Origin of the sequence: Brevibacillus antibioticus (assembly GCF_005217615.1) — a bacterium.
In the GTDB taxonomy this organism is placed as follows: domain Bacteria; phylum Bacillota; class Bacilli; order Brevibacillales; family Brevibacillaceae; genus Brevibacillus; species Brevibacillus antibioticus.
Genome location: NZ_SZNK01000001.1, coordinates 24,612 through 46,380 on the forward strand (window position 1 = coordinate 24,612; position 21,769 = coordinate 46,380).

23 protein-coding genes are annotated in these 21,769 nt (G+C 47.1%); 12 read left to right on the top strand and 11 right to left on the bottom strand.

Annotated elements, in window-relative coordinates; genetic code table 11:
* Window positions 1-112 precede the first annotated feature (112 nt).
* Complete coding sequence (locus E8L90_RS00145; RefSeq protein WP_137027474.1) at window positions 113-3,025, top strand: WG repeat-containing protein; 2,913 nt, start codon at window positions 113-115, stop codon at window positions 3,023-3,025.
* A gap of 51 nt (window positions 3,026-3,076) precedes the next feature.
* Here the strand turns inward: E8L90_RS00145 and E8L90_RS00150 are convergent, their stop codons facing one another.
* The gene (locus tag E8L90_RS00150; RefSeq protein WP_137033197.1) at window positions 3,077-3,259 is read right to left on the bottom strand and encodes a hypothetical protein; all 183 of its coding nucleotides are present in this window, start codon (window positions 3,257-3,259) and stop codon (window positions 3,077-3,079) included.
* Window positions 3,260-3,296: 37 nt separating this feature from the next.
* Between E8L90_RS00150 and E8L90_RS00155 the strand changes: the two genes are divergently transcribed.
* Window positions 3,297-3,794, top strand: a complete 498-nt coding sequence (locus E8L90_RS00155) for a GNAT family N-acetyltransferase (protein ID WP_137027475.1) — start codon at window positions 3,297-3,299, stop codon at window positions 3,792-3,794.
* Window positions 3,795-3,867: 73 nt separating this feature from the next.
* Here E8L90_RS00155 and E8L90_RS00160 read toward each other — a convergent pair whose 3' ends face one another.
* Window positions 3,868-4,401: an acyl-CoA thioesterase gene (locus tag E8L90_RS00160; RefSeq protein ID WP_137027476.1), complete on the bottom strand. Its 534-nt coding sequence runs from the start codon at window positions 4,399-4,401 to the stop codon at window positions 3,868-3,870.
* 167 nt (window positions 4,402-4,568) lie between these two features.
* Here E8L90_RS00160 and E8L90_RS00165 point away from each other — a divergent pair, with 167 nt between their 5' ends.
* From E8L90_RS00165 to cydC, 10 genes are all read left to right on the top strand, one after another.
* Window positions 4,569-4,778: a hypothetical protein gene (locus E8L90_RS00165; protein ID WP_041749598.1), complete on the top strand. Its 210-nt coding sequence runs from the start codon at window positions 4,569-4,571 to the stop codon at window positions 4,776-4,778.
* Between the two features lie 379 nt (window positions 4,779-5,157).
* Window positions 5,158-6,102 (top strand): GNAT family N-acetyltransferase, encoded by a 945-nt coding sequence (locus E8L90_RS00170; protein ID WP_137027477.1) that lies wholly within the window; start codon window positions 5,158-5,160, stop codon window positions 6,100-6,102.
* Window positions 6,103-6,332: 230 nt separating this feature from the next.
* Window positions 6,333-8,108, top strand: a complete 1,776-nt coding sequence (gene spoIIP, locus E8L90_RS00175; RefSeq protein ID WP_137027478.1) for a stage II sporulation protein P — start codon at window positions 6,333-6,335, stop codon at window positions 8,106-8,108.
* A gap of 75 nt (window positions 8,109-8,183) precedes the next feature.
* Window positions 8,184-9,050, top strand: a complete 867-nt coding sequence (locus E8L90_RS00180; protein WP_137027479.1) for a pentapeptide repeat-containing protein — start codon at window positions 8,184-8,186, stop codon at window positions 9,048-9,050.
* Window positions 9,051-9,215: 165 nt separating this feature from the next.
* Complete coding sequence (locus E8L90_RS00185) at window positions 9,216-9,800, top strand: sigma-70 family RNA polymerase sigma factor (protein ID WP_137027480.1); 585 nt, start codon at window positions 9,216-9,218, stop codon at window positions 9,798-9,800.
* Entirely contained in the window at window positions 9,790-10,545 is a 756-nt protein-coding gene (locus E8L90_RS00190) for a hypothetical protein (RefSeq protein WP_137027481.1), read from the top strand. The genes E8L90_RS00185 and E8L90_RS00190 overlap by 11 nt, the downstream gene beginning before the upstream one ends.
* Window positions 10,546-11,025: 480 nt before the next feature.
* The gene (locus E8L90_RS00195) at window positions 11,026-12,441 is read left to right on the top strand and encodes a cytochrome ubiquinol oxidase subunit I (protein WP_137027482.1); all 1,416 of its coding nucleotides are present in this window, start codon (window positions 11,026-11,028) and stop codon (window positions 12,439-12,441) included.
* Window positions 12,431-13,444 (top strand): cytochrome d ubiquinol oxidase subunit II, encoded by a 1,014-nt coding sequence (cydB, locus tag E8L90_RS00200; RefSeq protein ID WP_137027483.1) that lies wholly within the window; start codon window positions 12,431-12,433, stop codon window positions 13,442-13,444. The genes E8L90_RS00195 and cydB overlap by 11 nt, the downstream gene beginning before the upstream one ends.
* Window positions 13,444-15,189 (top strand): thiol reductant ABC exporter subunit CydD, encoded by a 1,746-nt coding sequence (cydD, locus tag E8L90_RS00205; protein ID WP_137027484.1) that lies wholly within the window; start codon window positions 13,444-13,446, stop codon window positions 15,187-15,189. The genes cydB and cydD overlap by 1 nt, the downstream gene beginning before the upstream one ends.
* Window positions 15,186-16,943: a thiol reductant ABC exporter subunit CydC gene (gene cydC / locus E8L90_RS00210; protein WP_137027485.1), complete on the top strand. Its 1,758-nt coding sequence runs from the start codon at window positions 15,186-15,188 to the stop codon at window positions 16,941-16,943. The genes cydD and cydC overlap by 4 nt, the downstream gene beginning before the upstream one ends.
* Window positions 16,944-17,081: 138 nt before the next feature.
* Here cydC and lepB read toward each other — a convergent pair whose 3' ends face one another.
* The 9 genes from lepB to queF form a co-directional block, all read right to left on the bottom strand.
* A complete protein-coding gene (gene lepB / locus E8L90_RS00215) occupies window positions 17,082-17,645 on the bottom strand; it encodes a signal peptidase I (RefSeq protein WP_137027486.1) in 564 nt (187 codons plus the stop codon).
* Window positions 17,646-17,746: 101 nt separating this feature from the next.
* On the bottom strand, window positions 17,747-17,989 hold the full coding sequence (locus E8L90_RS00220) for a hypothetical protein (RefSeq protein WP_162309022.1): 243 nt from the start codon (window positions 17,987-17,989) through the stop codon (window positions 17,747-17,749).
* 116 nt (window positions 17,990-18,105) lie between these two features.
* A complete protein-coding gene (locus E8L90_RS00225) occupies window positions 18,106-18,576 on the bottom strand; it encodes a GNAT family N-acetyltransferase (protein ID WP_137027488.1) in 471 nt (156 codons plus the stop codon).
* Window positions 18,577-18,601: 25 nt separating this feature from the next.
* A complete protein-coding gene (locus tag E8L90_RS00230; protein WP_137027489.1) occupies window positions 18,602-18,781 on the bottom strand; it encodes a hypothetical protein in 180 nt (59 codons plus the stop codon).
* Between the two features lie 178 nt (window positions 18,782-18,959).
* Complete coding sequence (locus E8L90_RS00235) at window positions 18,960-19,316, bottom strand: group I truncated hemoglobin (RefSeq protein WP_137027490.1); 357 nt, start codon at window positions 19,314-19,316, stop codon at window positions 18,960-18,962.
* Between the two features lie 175 nt (window positions 19,317-19,491).
* Window positions 19,492-20,169, bottom strand: a complete 678-nt coding sequence (locus E8L90_RS00240; protein WP_137027491.1) for a hypothetical protein — start codon at window positions 20,167-20,169, stop codon at window positions 19,492-19,494.
* A 240-nt stretch (window positions 20,170-20,409) separates the two neighbouring features.
* Window positions 20,410-20,775 (bottom strand): HsmA family protein, encoded by a 366-nt coding sequence (locus E8L90_RS00245; RefSeq protein ID WP_137027492.1) that lies wholly within the window; start codon window positions 20,773-20,775, stop codon window positions 20,410-20,412.
* 130 nt (window positions 20,776-20,905) lie between these two features.
* Window positions 20,906-21,109 carry a hypothetical protein gene (locus E8L90_RS00250; protein ID WP_137027493.1) on the bottom strand — a complete coding sequence of 68 codons (204 nt, stop codon included), beginning with the start codon at window positions 21,107-21,109 and terminating at the stop codon, window positions 20,906-20,908.
* Window positions 21,110-21,248: 139 nt separating this feature from the next.
* Entirely contained in the window at window positions 21,249-21,746 is a 498-nt protein-coding gene (gene queF, locus E8L90_RS00255; protein WP_007729714.1) for a preQ(1) synthase, read from the bottom strand.
* Window positions 21,747-21,769 lie beyond the last annotated feature (23 nt).

Here is a 21,769-nt window from a genome sequence, read left to right on the forward strand (position 1 = left end):
AGCGAGTGGACGGAAAGAAAAGGTTCCAGTTGTTTGAAAAAGTGCAACGAAACTATTTCGCCCTACGAAGCGTCAAAGGAAGGGAATGTTTGACAAGGGAGGCCAATCACCAATGAACATAAAAACAAAAACCGCGAGTCTGGTTACCGCGGTCATACTCGGGGCAAGTACGTGGACTTCTTCTGTCCATGCGGCTACGTTTTCCCAGATTCAGCCGTATACAACAGACTACAAAATCGGTTTTACGGACGGTAACAAGCTGGTCACACAGGCCATTTATGATGATTTTGAGCGATCTTCCCAAAACATGATCGTAACAAAGGGCGGTAAAAAAGGAATTCTCGACGCGCGGACAGGGAAAGAAATAACTCCCGCGATTTGGGATTATATCGACATTCCGGAGTCCAAAAATATCGCGATTGTTCAAAAAGGCGGCTGGTTCCAATATATCGATTTGAAGACGAACAAGCTATCGACCATGAAGTTTGCTGGGGCGCATCCGTATTATTTATCCAATGAGCAGGGGACAGCGATTATGTTCTTGGGAAAATCATCGATGGTGATCCATGTAGATGGAAAGGTGCTGATTCCGCCAGTTGCAGGCAAGCTGACGATGGTACAGCTCGTTGCTCCTGATCAGACGGAAAATAAAGAGGCGGAGAAAAAGCGTTATTTCGTCGCGACTACTCCCAAAGAGCTCATCATGTACGATCCTGCTTCCGGCAAAAAGCTGTTTGCACTGCCAAAAGCAGAATTGATTCCAAACGAAGGCGGTCCTGACACTGCATATCTCAAGGTGCGATCCGGTGGAAAAGAAGGCTTGATTGATCGCAATGGCATGTACGTACTCGAGCCGAAATACAATGCGCTCTATATTTGGAACAATGGATACTTTCAGGTGATCGGACCCAAGGGACAAGGGCTGTGGAAGGATGGACGGATGCTGGCAGAGCCCATTTACAATGAAGTCGGGTTCGAGCATAACAATCCTGATGTGTACTACACGGTTTCTGGAGATGTCATCACGTATTATTCCAGGTCTAAAGGTACGTCGCATCCATTGAAAAAAGGAGCCCAGTACTTGCATGGCAGCTACGTGTTGGGACAGGACCCGAAAACAAATCTGTACGGTGTCCTCCAAGTCGGGGGAGAGACGGTCATCCCCTTTGCGTATCCGCGGGTAGAAGGTCCGCCAGCGGCGCGCTTGCTCGTCCGCAGCGATGGGAAAAAGGCGATCCTCCCAGGCTGGGGAAAAGAAGTCAAGGAGCCAGATTTTTGGTTCGACTCGTATGTAACGCTGGGCAGCTACAGCATGCTTAGCATAAAGGATGGAAACAAAATCGGACTTTATTCTGAAGATGAAGGCTTGGTCCTGTCTCCTGTTGAGAATCGAGTCATTCGCCACGAGGGAGTAACGGGGGAGGTGCTGGTGACAGAGCCGGATGGAAGGGTGCTGCGATACAGCATTAGTGGGAAACAAATAGAAGCTGGCAATCCCAATCTGTTGTCCGATAATTTGACGAAAAAGTATGAGCCGGGAAAAGGCGAGATGATTGTGGACCGCAAGACGAACCAACCGATCAGCAAGCTCTACCAATATGTTTATATGGATTCCGATACAAATCTCATCGTTGCAATGGATCGCGATTGGGCGGATCTTTATACCCCTGAGGGCAAGCTGTTGACTACGGAGATCAAAGTCGCGGTGTGGAAGTCAGGCAACGACGGACCGCCTCTTACCTTGATCAAAGTTGCTGATTCCGTATACACGATGGGTGTGAGAGCGGGGAATGTCGGAATGGCGATGATCAAGGTCGATGACGGTCAACTCCAGGCCGTGAGCGATTTTGTGTATCGTGATGCAAACCAAATGATAGTACAAAATCAAAAGATCGTGATGACAGCACGGTTGGATGGCACGCAGGATGGATGGGCGCAAGAAGGGAACCAGCTCGTAAGCAAGCTCACTAGCGTGAAAGGCTTTCACACGGAATCTTATTTTGATCGGGTATTGATTCAATCAGCTACAGGATGGGATGTCTATTCACCACAGTTGCTCCGCTTAAGCACGGGCGATTATCAGTCTATGAAGTATATGCACGTATATGATCTCAAGACGGGTGCCATTGCCTACCAGGACAAGAAGACGGGATTGTACGGCCTTATGTCGCTGGAAGGAAAGGTGCTGACAGCGGCCAAATATGAGGCGATTTTGCCAACAAGCAAAGTATTCCCACAAGTGTGGAGCGAGGCAGACGTTCAGACGCCTTATGTATTCACGACCAAAGACCAGTTCGGTTATCTCAGTCAAGGTGGTCAAGAGCAGTTTGCGACAAGATTCCTGACGAAAAAACCAGTGATCTCCTATAGTCCGATCACATTCCAATCGTTTACGGTCTACTCGGATATGATGCGACAACGCCCGCTTGAGCTGATCGATTTCGGCAAACCGTATAGCTGGCCAGCTGGTGGCAACAGCGAGAGCCATTTTTTTGCCAATCTGGCGCTTTATTTGAATCTGCCGAAGGATGCAGGCAAGCAGGCGGTACTTGCTGAGCTGGTGTCCAAGGGAATCGTCAAGGCAGATGAGAACCGCTCTGTTATGAGTGATGAGGATATGTTCCGAGTGGCTTATTTCATGGCGACAGGCAAAACAAGCCAAGCGATGACGACGCCACAGGTGATGGAGTGGGCACAGAAGCGGGGAATTGTGCCGGTGCGAGAGGGAATGAGCTACTATATGACGATGAATTTGTACGCGGAGTATCAGCACATCTTGATAACAGAGCTCATGCGTTCCCTAAAAGGAAAAAAAGTACTCAAGCCAAAGGTGTTAACGACGGCTTCACTCAGTGAAGCACAACAGCAAATGCTCGCAACAGCACTGATCGTGAATGGAAAGCCGGCCAATCAACTGCGAGTGCCGCTCCCACAAGCCGAGTGGCAAAAAGCCATTGAAGGCTTGGTCAACCAGTACAACAAGCAAGCGGCTCAATTGTTTGCGGCCTATGAAGCGAAGCTATGAGCAAATAAACATACAGGCGCGGGTATTCAGCCTGCGCCTTTTTACGTACTATTAAAAAAACGGCCAATATTTTACAATTAACCAATAGAAGGCAGCATGAACGCAAGCCGAGACGGCCAAGGACACAATGAACGAAACAAACGAAATCTGATCGAGCTTGTAAGCGACAAAGAAAAATATCGTAAAGGCAATAAAGGCGATAAACGTACCTTCTTCCAAATAAGCAACTGTCAAATTCATTCCACCTCGATTCAAGAAAGGATACGTACTCATGATGATTACTGTCGAAAAAGTAAGCATACAAGATGCAGCCAGCTTGTTTCAATTTGAAGTGCGCAATCGCGTTTTTTTTGAAAAATCGGTTCCCAGCAGGGGAGACGCTTACTACCAATATGACCATTTTTTACGAGGTCTGCAAGCCTTGCTCGACGAGCAGGCGCAAGGAATCTCGTTTTTTGGTCTCATCAAAAACAGCCAGGGTGACATCTTGGGCAGAATGAATTTGGTAGACATCGAGAAAGACGAAGGAATCGGACATCTCGGTTATCGAGTCGGGGAGGATACTGCTGGAAAAGGAGTGGCTTCACAGGCACTGAAGCTCTTTTTAGAGGAGCATGCTCCCCACTTGAATGTCAGAATGATCTGTGCGAAAACAACACCGGATAACATCTCTTCGCAAAAAGTGTTGTTGAAAAATGGATTCGAACCCTATGACATGGAGTCGGAAACACCGGATGACTTTCTCCACTATCGCTTGTGCGTTGTCTAACATGCTGCTGGTTGAAGGTATGAAGCTACAGCCAAAAGTCCCCTGCCTGTAAAAGGTAAGGGGACTTTTAGCGTTACGGGTTGTTCAGTAATGGCTCCCACGGACGTCTCGTTCCGAGCATATCCGCGAGATGCTTGTTATTCTTGCGCCTGATTTTTCGTGCCGCAGCACGCTCGTCAGCACCATTGTGCAGGAATACTTCTTCTTCCGTCTCAGGAACGATCTTGGGCACGGGGGTAGGTCGCCCATCCTCGCCAATCGCTACAAACGTGAGAAATGATGTGGCACAGACGCATCGTACGCCCGTTAGCAAATCCTCCGCAACAATTTTGACGAATACCTCCATCGACGTGTTATGCGTCCATGTGACGAAGGCTTCGAGTGCAACCTCATTGTCCACCCGGATCGGCTGCAAAAAGTCGACGGAATCTGTCGAGGCGGTCACAACCGGCCCCCGGGCATGCTTCATGGCAGAGATCGATGCAACATCATCGATATGCGCCATCAGCTTGCCGCCGAACAGCGTGTTGTGATTATTCGTATCCGGGGGCAGCACATGGCTTGCCTTGAACGTGCGCGACTCCCGAACAAAACGTTGAATCGTCATAAAGGTAGCTCCCTTCTTTCTTGCAATCAGATTATGAATGATGAAAATCTTCTCTTCTTTTCATTGTTCCACAAAAAAATGGATCTATTCTTCTTCAGTGGAGTAAGGCGGCGAATTTTATCAAAGGCTATGGACGGGATAAGGTATGCAAGAGGAGGTTTTCCGGTTTGGGGGACTATGTGCAGTATTTCAATAATCTTGTCGCTTCGATCAATGATATTCCGAACAAGCTGATGAGCGTTGTATCTGTGATTCATGCACCTATTCAGCATTTGACGAACACATTGATTGTCACAAACATCCTGTTGGGTCTACTTGTACTGACCTCCATTGCGAATGTGTATATGCTTTGGCGAAACGGAAAAAAGAGACACTGATGCTGTTGCCACGAATGTCATTTCCCGCTATACTTGTGGAGTAGTTTCTGGATAATAATGTAACGGTTGTTGCTACGACCGTCTCTATATCGAAATGGTATGCACGTAAAAACAGAGGAAAGGAGGGTATCCACATGAAAAAAAGATCATTACTGTCTTTGCCAAAAGGAATTGGATACTCCACCGCTGTTTTCTTTGATCTGGCTCAATCACGGGAGAAGTATGTCCAAAAACGGATATAGCGACCATCCTTTGATGGAGTGGGATTCATCAGGATACAGTGGAAAAACGCCACAGGTCGCTTCCTGTGGTTTTCTTTTTAGGGCACCGCAGGATTTCCTGTGGTGTTTTTTTATTTCGAAAAAGGGAGATGGATTGTATGCAAGGAAACGGAGAGAACATTTACGTAAGACTGGTACAGGAATCGGATGCACAGAGCCTCTTGGCGCTTGAAGTGAGAAACAGAGACTTCTTTCAAAACTTCACAGGGACGAGAGAAGAGACGTTTTACACGCTGGAAGGACAAATCGACAGGATCAAGAGCGCGATGGCATTAAAAGAAGAAGACAGAGGATATGCTTTTGTCATCGTAAAAAAAGGACAGGATGAAATCATTGGGGAAGTCATCCTTTCAGAGGTCGTAAGAGTTAATCTGCAAAGCTGCTGGATCGGCTACTTCCTGGACAAAGAGCATAATGGAAAAGGCTACATGACGGAAGCCGTAAAGCTCGTCGTTGACTATGCCTTCGATACATTAGGTCTTCACCGTTTGGAAGCAGGAGTGATGCCTCATAATATAGGCTCGATCAAGGTGCTGCTAAAAGCTGGTTTCCACAAGGAAGGGATTGCCAAGAAAAACGTGAAAATCAATGGGCGGTGGGAAGATCATCAAACACTGGCGATTGTCAAAGAAGAACAAACAGACAAGGTGAAGCCCATGGTCCAACGCAAAAATCCCAGTACAGTTGCTCCGCCGATGGGACCTTATACACATCTGACGGTCGTTCCAAAAGGAGCCGATTTGCTCGTGCTTTCTGGGCAAATAGGAATGGACCTTCATGGAGAGTTGCCGACAGATATGAAAGAACAAGTAGAAAACACGTTACAAAACATACTGCGCAATTTTGAAAGTGAGTCAGTAACTGCGGACCATATCATCAAAATCAATATATGGGCAACCGAGCAAATGGATTGGGAGCATTTTAATCAGGTGTGGGAAAAGTTCCACGGGGGGACACCGCCAGCGATGACCATGTCTTACGTCCCGGCATTGGCAGTCCCTTCTCTCAAAGTGGAGATAGAAGCTTGGGCAGCGAAATGGTAGGAAAGAAATAAAGTTGAGACAAAGGGTGAAGCTTGTCGCTTCATCCTTTTTTCTGTAACTTTTTTCTAGCAAAAACGTCACTATTTTCAGGAGATAGACTGATCGTGACGTTATTGCTGTTTTGACAGTAAAAGATGTCAAAACATGAAGGAATATGCGGACGAATCGAGAAGTTCTTTCTATTAGCTGGATATTCCAAAAATCGAGAAAAACAGAGGGGAACGAGGAACTTGCTTTTACGAGTAAATGTCAGCTTGCTAGCTGTTTTCTTCCTAATTTTGCTGATGCCTCTGTCCATTGCGCGAGCGGCCACCCATGTAGAAGTGGCGGTCGATCAGTTAAATATTCGAAGCGAGCCAGGTACGACTACGCAGATTGTCGCAACACTCCAAAAAGCGACGCGGTTGCCAATCACCAAGCAGCAAAAAGATTGGACCCAGGTAAAGCTGCCGAACGGCAATACTGGATGGGTCAATAATAAGTATGTGAAAATGATAGAAGTTCCACAGATCAAATATGTCAAAAGCAATGTGGACATGCTGAATGTTCGGGCAGAACCAAATGCCACTTCACAGATTTTGCAGATCATCGACAAAAACGGTGTGTTTTTGCAAATGAAAAAGCAAGGGGAATGGGCACAAATTAAGCTGTCTAATCAAACGAACGGCTGGGTGAAAGCCAGTTACTTGACGGAGACAACGGCACCGGCACCGGCACCAAAACCAGCCCCGGTTCCAGCGCCTGCTCCGGTACCAGTACCAACTCCGGCACCAACGCCAATCCCTGACCAGACAACAATGCCAGTCCCGCCCCCTCCTGTACTCCCATCCAATACAGGGAGTGGATTCGGACAAGGGACAATTGTATTAACGGAAAGCTATGAAGTTTATTCTCAGCCAGATATTCTTGGTACTGTTATTGGTCAAATCCATGGCGGGATGACAATCAACCATTACGGATTTGCAAATGGCTGGTATACCATCAACTTTAATGGTACCTATGCCTATATTTTCAAACCAATTGAACAGACTGGGGCCGTTGCGCCGCAACCGAGTCCAACACCGGGGGCACCTGCGCCAGCACCAATTCCAACGCCCGCTCCGGTAAAAGAACTACAGGTTCGCGTCAAAAATCCTGATTCTAACATCCGCAACGGTCCTACAACCGAGCATGCCATAATCGGAACCGTTCAACCCGGACAAGTATTCCCGGTTGTCCAAACAGTAGGAGACTGGTACCTCATCAGGCTGGCAGACAATTCGACCGCCTATATCGCGGGGTGGATCGTAGAGAAGATTCAACCAGCTGGTACTCTGCCACCGACAGGAGCAACGTACGAGTACAACAGTGGGATGATTGGAAACGAGAAAGTGTATATCTATCACACCCATAACCGTGAGTCTTGGCGAAATGTTGCACGGAACCAACAAGGGAGCTCGGTAGATGATCCTGAGATCAACATCACGCTTGTTGGGAAAAGGCTGGGTGAGCTGTTGCAAGCAAGAGGCATTTCGGCAATGGCGAGCCAGGACGATTTCGCTCAGAGATTGAGGGAACAAAATAAAAGCTATTCGATGTCTTATTCCGAGTCGTATAAGGCGGTAGCGGCAGCGGCTGCAACCAGTCCGCACTTGCAGTACATTTTCGATATTCATCGGGACAGTGATGAGCCACGCAGCAAGGTAGCGATCACGATCAATGGTAAAACCTATTCCCGGATGCTGTTTGTAATCGGAACAGCGAACCCGAACCATCTGGCGAACAAAAAGCTGGCGGAAGAGCTGAACGCCCGTCTGGAAGCCTCTTATCCCGGTTTGTCTCGGGGGATTATCTTGAAAGGTTCGAATCAAGGGAACGGGGTGTATAATCAGTCCATTTCCGGAGGAGCTCTGCTTTTGGAATTCGGTGGTACGAACAACACCTTGGAAGAAGGCTATAATACAGCAGAAGCTTTTGTCGAAGTCTTTGGGAATTACCTGATCGAATCTCAAATCGCATTCAACTAGCCGGTCAATAAAAGTAGCACGATTCTTTTCGCCACACGCGAGAGAATCGTGTTTTTTTCCAGGAGGTTCATTTATATGGCTACGCATCAAGAACACATCCAATCGACTACTGATAACAGTCGCCGCCACCTTCGTGGTGACTGTGAAAGCTGCTTTGGCTTGTGCTGTGTGGCATTGCCCTTTGCTGCTTCCTCTGACTTTGCCATCAAGAAAGACGCAGGCAAGCCCTGTAGTAACTTACAGGCAGAATTCCGGTGTGGTGTTCACACAAAGCTGAGAGACATCGGCTTTCGCGGTTGTACTGTCTACGATTGCTTTGGAGCTGGTCAAAAGGTGTCTCAAGTCACTTATGGCGGCCAAGATTGGCGTAAAGAACCCGGATCAGCAAAGCAAATGTACGAAGTATTTCCGATCGTGTGGCAGCTTCATGAGCTGCTCTGGTATATAACAGAGGCGTTGAACAAGCAAGCTGCCCAGTCCCTTCATCCTGCATTAAAGGAAGCTTTGGAGGAGACACAGAGCCTCACTGATCGTGGTCCTGAGGATATTCTGAAGCTGGATGTTGCTTTACATCGAGCAAAGGTAAACGAACTATTGCTGCGGACAAGTGAACTGGTACGCAAAGACGCGCTTGCCAAGTACAAAGGGGGCAAGCAAGGAAAATCCTACGGCCGAGGCGCTGATCTCATCGGTGCCAAGCTCAAAGGCACTGATTTACGGGGAGCCCAATTGCGCGGCGCTTATTTGATTGCTGCTGATCTGAGAGGAGCAGATTTGCGGGGAGCTGACATCATTGGTGCAGATTTTCGCGATACAGATGTGAGCGGAGCGAACTTGACGGAGACGTTGTTTCTCACGCAGGTTCAGCTCAATGCAGCGAAGGGAGATGCAAGCACCAAGCTGCCACCTTCTTTCACGCGTCCACCGCACTGGGCTAAATAAATGAACCAAAAGCAGGATGTCATTCGTTGACAGCCTGCTTTTTTGTTCCGATCTTTGAAAAACGTTGTTAATACATTTCTACTTTTGCCGTATTAACTATCGTGAGGCTCACAACCAAACAAATTGCGCAATTTGTTTATTTCATCCAGAAGGGAGGGGAAGTAGTTGGAGATTGCCCAAGTAAACACAGGCATCTGCCAAAACGAAGAAAACGATAGATATGCAGAAAGCATGTCGACCGAAACGTTTGCCCAAATTTATGGTGCGTACTATAAGCGCGTCTACAAATATATTTGCTATCGGATCAACAATCACTATGCCGCAGAAGAAATATGTAGCCATGTGTTTGAAATGGTAATTTCAAAATACAGCAGCTTCTCGCCGGATAAATCAAACTTTGAGGTCTGGTTGTTTGCGATCGCCAGAAACGCAGTGACAGATTACTTCCGCTTACAGAAGAAAAGGATCAGCTTTTCATTGGATTCGATTCTGAATCTGGTCTTGCCGAAGTCGTCACCGGAGGACATCGTGATCCGCGACGATCATCATCAAGCCTTATTTCAAGCTCTGGCGAAGCTGAGTGACAAGGAGCGAAATATCATCGCCATGAAATATGCGGCTGGTCTTAAAAACGCAGAAATTGCAGAACTTCTTGGTGTCAGTGGTTCAAATATTGGGGTCGTGCTCTACAGATGCTTGAAAAAGCTGCAGATGGAATTGCAAAAAGGGGGCTTCCGTTATGAAGAGTGAGCATGATCTAGACGATTTTCGTGAACTCACCGACTTGCTTACTGATCTGGAACTAGATGACGCCACTCCAAAAGCCACCATATATAATCGGTTGAAATTCAAATTGGAATCAGGAAACATACAACTACATGATAGTAAAAAGGACGGGATCTATATGAAAACGAATAAATGGAAAGCTGCCACAGTTAGTGCTGTTGCTGTTGTTTGCCTGTTAGGTGCATTCTCGACTACATCGTTTGCCCAAGGAATGCTCCAGACGATCTTGGCACGCTTTCAGGTCGGGAACATGGAAATTACCCAATATGATAAAGAGTTGCCTGCTGCACAGTCCAATACCCAAGAAATCGAGATACCTATAGAACGCAAGGCCCCCCCACAGATGACCGTGGAAGAAGCACGCGCGGCCAGCAAAATGGACTTTCCCGCACCGACATGGTTGTCAGAGCATTATTCCTATAAAAACACGGTCGTTCATGGCGAGGGTATGGTAGAAATTCAGTATAAAAAAGAGAAAGAGTTTATTACCTTGTTGATTTCAAACGGTGGCGAAAACGGCATCAGCACGACAGAGGGTGTCAAGATCGAAACCATTGGCGGGAAAAAGGTATATTTCGCCAACGGAATCGTGATTTGGGAGCATGAAGGATTCACGTACGAGTTGTACCAGATGGCAGAGAAGAGCTTTGATGCTGCGACTATTGGCAACATCATCAATTCCTTGTCAACGAAATCCCCCAAAAAATAAGCGAATGCTACTTCACCACGTACCCAGGCAACATCGGCTTCGATTGCTTTTCGAGGTCGGTGATCGTCTGGGTATTTTCGTAATTTTTTTCTACATACGATAATCGTCCATGATTTTCAATGGGAATGAATGGATTACACATTCAATGAAATGAATGAAGGAGCATAAGTCTAGCCCAGATGAAAGGAAAAACCCAAATATTCACAGAGTGTTAAAAATCATGTAACCAATCGGACACCCTCTAGGGTCAAAAGTCCTGCTACAATTACACATGACCGGAAATATACGGGGTAAAACAAAACAAAAAACTCTCTCACGAAGATGAATGCAAAAAGGGGGTTACAGGAGAGAGAATCATTTGTGAATTTTTTCACATATTTTTGTGATTTTTTTCACAAAGTCGTAATAAATGCTGATTTCCCTACGGGTATAATTCCGGTACATAAAGGCGTGAAAAGCGAATAGAAAGGGATCTTGTACATGGATATAGTGGATTTGGGACGACTTCAATTTGCGATAACAACTATCTTTCATTTTGTCTTTGTGCCGATTTCCATCGGGCTGTCATTATTAATAGCCATTATGGAAACGATGTATGTGGTAAAAAAGAATGACTTGTACAAAAAAATGGCCAAGTTTTGGGGAACCTTTTTGCTCATCAATTTTGCTGTCGGGATTGTGACGGGGATTATGCAGGAGTTCCAATTTGGGATGAACTGGTCTGATTTCTCACGATTTGTCGGCGATGTTTTTGGAACACCACTAGCGATTGAGGCCCTCTCAGCATTCTTCCTCGAATCGACTTTTATTGGACTATGGGTGTTTGGTTGGGATCGTTTGTCCAAAGGTGTGCATCTCGCATGTATTTGGCTCGTCTCCATCGGAACGATTCTTTCGGCTCTTTGGATTCTGGCAGCCAACTCGTTCATGCAGCAGCCAGTCGGCTTTGCTATCAATAATGGACGGGCAGAGATGGTCGATTTCTTCGCGCTCCTTACCAATGGACAATTACTATATGAATTCCCGCATACCATATTTGCGGCCTTGGCGACAGGTGCCTTCTTGGTAGCAGGTATTAGTGCTTGGAAGCTATTGAAAAAACAAAATGTTACATTCTTTGTGCAATCCTTCAAAATTGCGATCGTGGTAGCGTTGGTTTCCTCGCTGGCTATTGCTCAATTCGGTCATGGTCAGGCACAGTATTTGGTTGCTACCCAACCGATGAAAATGGCAGCGAGTGAAGGGCTGTGGAAAACAAGCTCGGACCCAGCTCCTTGGACGGTCTTTGCAACGATTGATCCAGAAAAACAAGAAAACGGTATTGAAATAAAAATTCCTTATTTGCTTAGTGTCCTGACGTACAACTCACTTTCAGGTTCTGTGCCAGGCATGTTGGAATTGCAGGCAGAATATGAGCAAACATACGGTCCAGGAAACTACATTCCACCAGTTCGGACGACTTTCTGGAGCTTCCGCATCATGGTTGCGGGCGGAAGTGCAATGATTTTGCTGGCTTTGTACGGAGCATATCTCACTTTCCGCAAAAAGCTGGAACAGCCAAATAAGTGGTTCATGCAGCTGATGGTTGCAGGTATCTCACTACCATTTATCGCAAACTCAGCGGGATGGATCATGACAGAGGTAGGTCGTCAGCCGTGGACGGTATTCGGGCTGTTGCGTGTTGAAGATTCAGTTTCGCCAAGCATTAGCACAGGAGCGGTATGGTTCTCTCTTATCGCCTTCACGACGATTTATCTATTCCTGCTTTGCCTCTTGGCTTATCTGTTTGCTCGTGTGGCCAAAAAAGGACCAGATATGGATAGTCATGAGGAAGTAGAGGATTTACAGCTTCAGGATCCATTTGATCGTGTAAGGAGTGAACGTTATGGGGCTTAATGAACTGTGGTTCCTACTCATTGCCGTTCTGTTTACCGGATTTTTCTTTCTCGAAGGCTTTGACTTTGGTGTCGGCATGGCGACGCGCCTGCTATCACGCAATAATTTACAAACCAGGGTTCTGATCAATACGATCGGCCCGTTCTGGGACGCGAATGAAGTTTGGCTGATTACAGCCGCTGGTGCAATGTTCGCAGCGTTTCCGGAGTGGTATTCCACGATGTTTAGCGGATATTATCTCATGCTTACGCTGATTCTTCTTGCGTTGATTGGGCGAGGGGTAGCATTTGAATTTAGAAGCAAAGGGAAAGGTGAAGCTTGGAAAAAGATGTGGGACGCAGCGATTCTGATTGGAAGCTTTGTACCGCCGATGTTGTTCGGAATGGTGTTTGCCAGCCTGGTGAAGGGTGTGCCGATTGATCAGAATATGGAAATGAATGCGGGCTTCTCAGACATTGTGAATGGATACTCGTTGTGGGCAGGTGTGACAGTAACGGGACTATGCCTGCTACACGGTCTGAACTTTATCTCGCTGCGCACAGTAGGCGAGCTGCGTGAAAAATCACGTGTACTGGCAGCAAAGCTGTTGCCGATGCAAGCGGTTCTCATGGCGGTGCTTGTAGGGTGGACATTTATGGTAACCGATCTGTTTGAGCGTCAGGGTGTTTTGTTGACAGCAGCCGCACTCTTGGGTGTTATCGTTTTTGTACTGGCTCGTCACTTCTTGAGACAAGGCAGGGAAGGTTGGGCTTTCGGGATGACAGGTGCGATGATCCTGTTGACGTTCGTCTCGATGTTTATCGGGTTGTTCCCACGGGTGATGGTCAGCACGATTGATAGCGCGTTTGATTTGACCCTCTATAATGCAGCTTCGAGTCCATACACGTTAAAAGCAATGACGATTGTTGCAGCAGCGCTTTTACCGTTTGTGCTAGCCTATCAGGCCTGGAGCTACTTCGTTTTCCACAAAAGAGTCACTGAAAAGGATCATTTGGAGTATTAATGGACAAGGAATTGTTCCGTTTACAAGGAATCCGACCGGTTATGCTGCTGCTAGCCGGTCTTTCCCTCCTGCAAAGTGCGGCGATTATCGGTCAGGCAGTGCTTTTGGCGAAGTCGATTGCAATCTTGTTTGAAGGTCAAGCGGTTCAGATGGCGTATCAGCCGCTTGCCCTGTTTTTGGTCATGATAGCCGCTCGTCATACCATCGTTTGGCTGCAAAAGAAAGTCGCTGGCCGTTTTGCTGAAGCTTCCAGTGAGTCTTTGCAAGGGCGAGTTCTATCTCGATTGTTCGAGCGTGGTCCACGTTTTGCCGCCAGCGAAGGAAGCGGGAAGCTTGTTACGCTTGTTCTGGAAGGAGTAGATCGTGTACGTACCTACCTGGAGTTGTCTGTTCCGCGTACGCTGGATATGGTTTTTGTTACGTTTCCGCTTCTGGCGTTTGTCTACATGCAAGATGTGATTTCTGGACTGATCCTGACGGTAACGATGCCTGTTCTTATTGGATTTTTTATCGTACTCGGTCTGGCGGCGCGTAAACAAGCAGACAAACAATGGCGTTCGTATCGAATGCTTTCCCATCATTTTACCGATTCGCTTCGCGGGCTTGCGACGCTCCGGTTTTTGGGACGCAGCAAAGGCCATGGGGAGACCGTCGGAAGAGTGAGCGATCAATATCGATCCGCTACGATGCGAACGTTGCGCGTGGCCTTCTTGTCTTCTTTGGCACTCGACTTCTTCAGCATGCTGTCGGTTGCGTTTGTGGCGGTTGGTCTAGGGTTGCGGCTGATTGAAGGGAATTTTGGCTTTGAAACGGCATTGGTCATCCTGATTCTTGCACCGGAATACTTTTTGCCAGTACGGATGCTGGGATCGGACTACCACGCCTCATTGGATGGCAAGGAAGCGTTGGGAACGATTCGTACCATTATCGATAGTGCCGCTACAGATGAACATAAAGCGGAACCACAAGCAACGGATTGCCAGACGTCTCTGACAGGTGTATGGGATGGAACGATTACCTTGTCGGATATTCGGGTCGTCGGTGAGGATGGCAGACAGGTACTGGGTGAGGTATCTGCGGAATTGGGCAGCAACATGAGAAGAGTGGGCATTGTAGGGGAGAGCGGGGCTGGAAAATCAACCCTTCTCGGAGTGTTAGGCGGCTTTTCTGATCTCGAAGCTGGCGTGATACAAGTAGATGGGCAACCGATTACGGGTGATGCGAAGCAGGAGTGGCAGCGGCAAATCGCTTACATTCCACAGCATCCGTATTTATTCAATCAATCGTTGGCGGATAACATTCGCTTCTATGAGCCGGAAGCGACGCAGGAACAGGTGGAGCAGGTGATTCGTGATGTCGGTCTGGGAGAGCTCGTAGACAGCTTGCCAAATGGCTGTGACGAAATCATTGGCGAAGGGGGACGCACGTTAAGCGGCGGACAGGCACAACGGGTTGCATTGGGACGTGCGCTGCTTGGTAACCGACCAGTGATATTGCTCGATGAGCCGACCGCTCACTTAGATATTGAAACGGAATGGGAGCTCAAACAGACCATGCTGACGGTGTTGGGGGACAGGCGCGTATTTTTGGCCACACATCGTTTGCATTGGATGCGAGATATGGATTGGATTTGGGTAATCGACCAGGGACGACTGGTGGAAGCGGGCACCTTTGAACAGCTCGTTGCACAAAAAAGCGTATTTTATCGGCTGTTGACAGCTGGTGCCAGGGGGGAGAAAGGATGAAGGAAGCGCGAGAAGGCAATCAGGGGTGGTTTCTTCCATACTTTCGCCAGTTTTTCTGGCAGTTTGCCGTAGCGGCTTTGCTGGGAATCTTGGCAGTGGCATGTGCAGGCGCTTTGCTTTATACGTCGGGGTATCTGATCTCCCGCTCGGCACTCAAGCCCGAAAACGTTTTAATGGTCTATGTTCCGATCGTACTTGTCCGGACTTTTGGCTTTAGCAAAGCGGTCATTCAGTACCTGGAGCGTTTGGTTGGACACGACGCAGCTTTGCGTGTGTTATCGCGTATGCGTGTGCGTTTGTACCAGGCCATCGAGCCGCAAGCGCAGCTCCTCCGCACTCGTTTTCGTACGGGAGATCTGCTTGGTGTACTTGCGGATGACATCGAGCAACTACAAAATGTCTACCTGCGATTTGTGCTGCCAGCTGTCTCGGCGGTCTTCCTCTACGGGGCAGGCATTGTAGCACTGGGAAGAATGGACGGGATGTTCGCGCTCTTGATGGCGTTGTACTGTGGTTTTCTGCTGTTTGTTGCACCCGCAGTAGTCTTGTGGTCATCCATTGCCAAGAGTCGTCGGTTCAAGCAGGAGAGACAGGCAGCATACCGGGAGCTGACGGATGCTGTTTTTGGCATGAGTGACTGGATTCTCAGTGGTCGCACACAGCAGTTTTTCCAGTTGTTTACAAGACGGCAAAAGACAGCTGCCCAGCTCGAGAACGCCATTCGCCGCGGAGAATGGCGAGTACAGTGGATGTCGCAGTGTGCAATCGGTGGTGCCATTGTCTTGCTGGTTATCTGGGCGGGCGGACTTGCCGCTGCGAATCAGATTCCTGTTACGTTGATTGCTGCGATTGGGCTGGTTGCATTTCCGTTGATGGATGCGATGGCCCGTATTTCTGACGCGGTTGTGCGAATGCCGGAATACAAGGAGTCTCTGGAACGGCTTCGGGAGATCGAGGGGGGGCGTCCATCCATTGTGGAAGCGCAGAAGGAAACGGTAGCAGATCAAGCTGGGGGCAGCTTGAAGCTCGAACATGTTTGTTTTCGCTACCCACAATCCAGCAGTTGGAGTGTGCAGGACGTGTCTTTTGAGGTGCCTCAGGGGGGCAAAATTGCGTTGCTCGGTCGCAGCGGAGCTGGTAAATCGACGATACTAAACTTGATTCGAGGGGCCATACAGCCGGAAGCAGGTCAAGTGACCGTAAATGGACAGCCTGTCCAGTCAGAAGAGGCTTCTGCTTGTTTGTTCTCTGTGTTGAATCAGCAGCCGTATTTGTTTGACACAACCGTAGCCAATAATATCAGGCTCGGTCGACCCGATGCGTCCGATGAAGAGGTTCGCGTTGTGACAGCTCAAGTCGGTCTGGATCAGCTGATTGAATCCCTACCAGACGGTTATCAAACACGGATGCAGGAAACGGGTCTGCGCTTCTCTGGCGGAGAAAGGCAGCGTATAGCCCTTGCTCGGATTTTGCTGCAAAACAAGCCGATTGTTCTCCTTGATGAACCGACGGTGGGATTAGATCCGTTGACTGAACGCGATCTGATGGCAACGATCTTCCGTGTTTTGCACGGGAAAACATTGATTTGGGTGACTCACCACTTGAGCGGTGTAGAGCAAATGGACGAGGTCATTTTTATGGAGCAGGGATTCATCTCGATGAGAGGGACACATGAGCAGTTGTATCAGGACAATCCAAGGTATCGCAACCTGTATACATTGGACTGTCCGTTGGCGTCCGTGTTGGAAAAATAAGAAGAAGAAGAGAGGCAGTCCCGGAGAGGGACAGTCTTTTTCGCTTAACATAGGGCCTCGCTGGTTACAACCCCGCCCACTAAAATTTTTCTTGAAAAAGAAAGAGAGCCTTTCTCATTGGAAAAGGCTCTCGTCTGATTAAAACAGTTTTTTCCCCATGATATGATCGAGTGGAATCACGCCAATGACTCTACTATCATCGCTATTGTTACGATTATCTCCCATCACAAACACATGGTTTTCTGGTATGACGATTTTTCCATCAGGTACGTTGACCATCTCTTCTTTTATGTACGGCTCGTTTAACGGCTGTCCATTCCGATACAGGCTCTCGTTCTTAAACTCCAAAGTATCGCCGGGTTTGCCAATGACTCGTTTTACCCAGAATGTTTTGGCCTCGCTTTTCCCCATGGCGAGCATGAGTAGAGGATTTTCAAGGATGTCATCTTTTAACGTACGATCCCGGTCTACACGGCTGTCGATTACGACAATATCGTTGTACTCAGGGAGATAAGAAAATGTGTGGGACAATTTCGACACATAGATGCGTTCGTCGTTTTGCAAAGTGGGCTCCATCGATTGTCCATTCACTTTAAAAGGTTGGAGGACAAATATGTTAACCAGCATCGCGAGTGAAAGGGAGATGCCCAATGTTTTGGTCCAGCCCCATATTTCTTTTGCGCTTTTCAAATCAGACCGCATCCTTCCCCGTGAAAGATTACTTTGGTGTGGCTATTGATTAGTACGTGAAATGGCGCTTTTTGGTTACGTAAATGAGAAGAGAGGCTTGTGAGCAAACGGAATTAAGCAAAAAAGCTGAAAAAGATGACAGCAAAAATGCCACTGGGAACAGAAGCGAGCAGGAAATAAAAGGTCCATTTCCATCTGCTTTTATAATCTTGCAATTGATGTTCTTTGTAATAGGCTGTAGGGGGGCTAAGGGCGTTATAAACCATTAATCCAGCTAGTGTAAGGAGACCAAATGTAAGGTACTCCGCATAATTGCCAGCTTGATCGATGTTCCCCGTCGTTATCGCTATGATCATACATAGAATCTGCAAAGCTGCACCAAAACCAAGTGCTTTAAGAATGAGAACCACCTGCTGTATATGGGATAATTTAACTGTAATTACGAGTAAAAGGAAAAAAGGTTTCAATGAGATTAAATTTTCTTAACGAAAGTAACCCTGTCGTTTCCTTTTCCATCGTAATTGGAAGTCACATCGATTCCATCCACCATTTTATCTCCTTTTTCAACCACAAAACCTAGCTTCGTGTGGAAGGAGATTGAGCCTTTATTAACAGGAGAGGTGATGCATCGAATCGTATCGCCTCCTTTTTGTTTTACGGTTTGAAAGAAACGATGGTATAATTCGCGGCCCCATCCATCTTTTCGTTTGTCCGGATGTACCCCAACGAAGTGAATGTAAGCTTCTCCAGGGAATGTCTGGGACAAGAAGCCGATGAGGAACGCGATGACTTCCCCATTCTCTTCAACAATAAAGCTCGTTGACTGGAAATGGATAAAAAACAGCTTGGGTAACAGATCAGACATTTGGCGCCCACCCCACCAATCGTTGAGGACCGTAATAACTTTGAGGTAGTCTTGCTCTTGTACATTTCGGATTTGCATCATGTCTGCCTCCTTATCAATATACTCACTGTGACAAGTCTTTCTGCTCGGGCAATTTGTCCCAAACTACAATGATTAGCGTTGCGATAGGGCCGAGGAATAAAGAGAGAAAAAACCAATTCAGACCGCTACGATTTTTTCCTTGAGCTAGTCCAGCGTTGATGAGGGCCAATGTACCCCAACCAACACCATATTGATTTTCCATTTGCGAATCTCCTCCATTGTTGAATTATTGCTCCTATTATATAGAGTTGCGAAGAGTTTTACAAAATGTGTAAGAACAAAGTGAAAATGGCCACTCGAAAACGAGGGCCGCTGAGAGGAACTGGTCCGGGAACGGAAGAAGTTCCCTGAACCATTGCATCAGGCGTTTCGATGCGCGTTTATTTATACAATATGTCATCCCGTAGTGATCCTACTTTGCTCAGAGCATCGGCAATATCTTCTTCGCTGACTCCAAAGTGAGTCAGGGCTTCACGCAAATGTTTAACGATGGCATCAAAATGAATAGGTTGCAGATTCATCCCTTCGTGAACCTTTGTCATGGACCCTCCAGTGTATTGATTCGGACCACCAAGGGCATAGCTAATGAACTTTGTTTGGTGTTTACGCTGTTTTTCCATATCGGTGTTTTTGAAAAAGTGATTCACGGTGTCATCAGCTAAAACTAAATCATAAAAGTAGTCCACTACTTTTGCGACCGTATCTTCCCCACCATATTTCTCGTAAAACGTGCTCATCATTGGCCTCCTTAGGAAATGTGCTTCCCTTATAATTCCACGATTGATGGAAACTTATGATGGGAGTCGGTGATGGAACAAAACAGTAATTGTAATAAAGAAAAGCCCGCAAGCTGATGCCGATTGAATTTCGGCGTCAGCCTGCGGACTAGATATATGCCCTGTGCGCTTTGTTTTAGCCAACTTTCCTGATCACTTTCGAATTTCCACCTGAACTGATAATGATCCATCCTTCAGGGACAGGCGAGGCTTGCAGTACCTCGATCTGTGTTCCGTTTGGAGCACCATTGACATTTCTGATCACATTTGATCCTCCATAGGTTCGAACCATGATCCAGCCTTTTGGGATAGGAGAAGCGAGCATCACTTCTACCTCCGTGCCGTACGAAGCACCATCAACATTTCTGATGACATTCGATCCTCGAAAGGCTCGAACCATGACCCATCCGACTGGAATAGGCGAGGCGAGCATCACCTCTATCTCCGTACCATAAGAAGCACCGTTCATATTCTTGATGACATTCGATCCTCGAAAGGCTCGAACCATGACCCATCCGGTTGGGATAGGAGAAGCGAGCAGCACCTCTACCTCCGAGCCATAAGAAGCACCGTTCACATTCCTGATCAGGTTCTGCGTCCCTAAAGTTCTAACGATAACCCATCCGGCTGGAATAGGTGAAGTAAGCGACACCCAGATTTCTTCACCATACGAGGCGTTTCTGATTTTTTTATTGGAGACGTAGGTGGTTGCCTTTTCCTGTGTAGGGAGCGCTGCCCCTTGGGCTTGAGTGGCTAGAGAGGGTACTACGACGAGTGAACTTAATGATAGGATGATAAGTGCTTTTTTAAACATGAGCATCAACCTTTCTGAAATGGTGAGTGTTGTTTAGAAAACGATCATCGAGTTGTAGCCAAAATCTGTATATTTACAAAAATACTAATTTATTACATTTTATATGATTATCGTTCTGATTACTTTAGGAGATACTGTCGAATGGTAGGCAAAGTTGACGATTGGTTGAACAGCCGTGAGAAAAGCAAATAACCCTCTCATCAGTTGAGAGGGTTGAGGGAAGGGAAATGGAGAGTATTCCTATTTCATAAAGCTTAAAGCTACACCAATGGAATAAGGTACAAGCCATAGAATCCATACGATTAGGCTAAATTTATGGAACTGCTTGATTTGATGTTCATTCTTTTTCCATAGAACGACACAGGCCCACGCTGTATGGAAAAACATCAGGATCAAAGCGATCAACCCGGTAATGCCATGCAAATTTAAGCTGGAACCGTCTGCGAGCAATTTCATGAACGTTGTTCCAATAGTGTCGAATACTAAACCCAAACCAAAAAAGATAAGGTGTTTCGACTTTAGCTCTCCAGAACGTTTTTCGCCCCATACTCCAATCGTATAGGCAATGAGAGCAAGATTTATAAAAATCACGGCTGCTGCTAACATGTAAGATCATCTCCTGTTCATTTCTTTTGACTACGCTTGTAAGTGTAGTCGTTGAACATGAACATAAGATGAACGACAGTGTAGTGGAGGTACCGATGCCCCTCAAATGAGGAGCACCAGTACTGCATAGCTAGTTCTCTAGGTGCGATGGACCATCAGCATGGAACAAGTGTCTCAAGATCGCTTGACTCACTTCGGTCACTGGTTCAAAAACAAAAGCAACCAGGTGTTCATGTGGCTCGAGATAGTAATTCCTGTAGCCGAGCTGGATCAACTCCCGATTGAGTCGCGCTGCATCTTCGAAACTTGCATAGAAATACAGATGCTTGGTCATGGTAATCACCTCCTTCCGCACTAAAACGTAGCAGAAGGAGTAGAATCACACCAATGATTACGACCTTGATTTCCTATTGGAAAAGGAAAAAACCCTTAAAAAGATAAGGGTTTCTCCTTTCATTTATCACTTATTCGCTCTACCGATTATCGACTTTCTCCGGATACATATCATGATTCATCATCCGATGGCTCGCCATCTCCTCGTACTTCGTCCCCGGTTTCCCGTAGTTGCAATACGGATCAATCGAGATGCCGCCGCGTGGAGTGAACTTGCCCCATACCTCGATGTAGCGCGGGTCCATCAGCTTGATCAAGTCGTTCATGATGACGTTCACGCAATCTTCGTGGAAATCGCCGTGATTGCGGAAGCTAAACAGGTACAGCTTGAGCGACTTGCTCTCTACCATTTTGATGTCAGGAATGTAGCTGATATAGATCGTCGCAAAATCCGGCTGGCCGGTAATCGGGCACAGGCTGGTGAATTCCGGGCAGTTGAATTTTACGAAATAATCGCGGTACGGATGCTTGTTGTCAAAAGACTCCAATACGCTCGGGTCATAGGAGTAGTTGTACGTTGTGCCTTGATTCCCCAAAAGAGTGAGGGAGGATAAATCGCGTTCTTGTTGATGTGCCATATGAGTACAGTCCTCTTTTCTTC

Bases quoted from the DNA above. Each gene is read 5' to 3' on its own strand.
- E8L90_RS00160 (WP_137027476.1), bottom strand. From the start codon at position 4,401: ATGACGATTCAACGTTTTGTTCGGGAGTCGCGCACGTTCAAGGCAAGC.
- E8L90_RS00240 (WP_137027491.1), bottom strand. From the start codon at position 20,169: ATGTTTAAAAAAGCACTTATCATCCTATCATTAAGTTCACTCGTCGTA.
- E8L90_RS00145 (WP_137027474.1), top strand. From the start codon at position 113: ATGAACATAAAAACAAAAACCGCGAGTCTGGTTACCGCGGTCATACTC.
- E8L90_RS00230 (WP_137027489.1), bottom strand. From the start codon at position 18,781: ATGGAAAATCAATATGGTGTTGGTTGGGGTACATTGGCCCTCATCAAC.
- E8L90_RS00170 (WP_137027477.1), top strand. From the start codon at position 5,158: ATGCAAGGAAACGGAGAGAACATTTACGTAAGACTGGTACAGGAATCG.
- E8L90_RS00225 (WP_137027488.1), bottom strand. From the start codon at position 18,576: ATGCAAATCCGAAATGTACAAGAGCAAGACTACCTCAAAGTTATTACG.
- E8L90_RS00155 (WP_137027475.1), top strand. From the start codon at position 3,297: ATGATGATTACTGTCGAAAAAGTAAGCATACAAGATGCAGCCAGCTTG.
- E8L90_RS00245 (WP_137027492.1), bottom strand. From the start codon at position 20,775: ATGTTAGCAGCAGCCGTGATTTTTATAAATCTTGCTCTCATTGCCTAT.
- queF (WP_007729714.1), bottom strand. From the start codon at position 21,746: ATGGCACATCAACAAGAACGCGATTTATCCTCCCTCACTCTTTTGGGG.
- lepB (WP_137027486.1), bottom strand. From the start codon at position 17,645: ATGCGGTCTGATTTGAAAAGCGCAAAAGAAATATGGGGCTGGACCAAA.
- E8L90_RS00180 (WP_137027479.1), top strand. From the start codon at position 8,184: ATGGCTACGCATCAAGAACACATCCAATCGACTACTGATAACAGTCGC.
- E8L90_RS00220 (WP_162309022.1), bottom strand. From the start codon at position 17,989: ATGATCATAGCGATAACGACGGGGAACATCGATCAAGCTGGCAATTAT.
- cydC (WP_137027485.1), top strand. From the start codon at position 15,186: ATGAAGGAAGCGCGAGAAGGCAATCAGGGGTGGTTTCTTCCATACTTT.
- cydD (WP_137027484.1), top strand. From the start codon at position 13,444: ATGGACAAGGAATTGTTCCGTTTACAAGGAATCCGACCGGTTATGCTG.
- E8L90_RS00250 (WP_137027493.1), bottom strand. From the start codon at position 21,109: ATGACCAAGCATCTGTATTTCTATGCAAGTTTCGAAGATGCAGCGCGA.
- E8L90_RS00190 (WP_137027481.1), top strand. From the start codon at position 9,790: ATGAAGAGTGAGCATGATCTAGACGATTTTCGTGAACTCACCGACTTG.
- cydB (WP_137027483.1), top strand. From the start codon at position 12,431: ATGGGGCTTAATGAACTGTGGTTCCTACTCATTGCCGTTCTGTTTACC.
- E8L90_RS00235 (WP_137027490.1), bottom strand. From the start codon at position 19,316: ATGAGCACGTTTTACGAGAAATATGGTGGGGAAGATACGGTCGCAAAA.
- E8L90_RS00195 (WP_137027482.1), top strand. From the start codon at position 11,026: ATGGATATAGTGGATTTGGGACGACTTCAATTTGCGATAACAACTATC.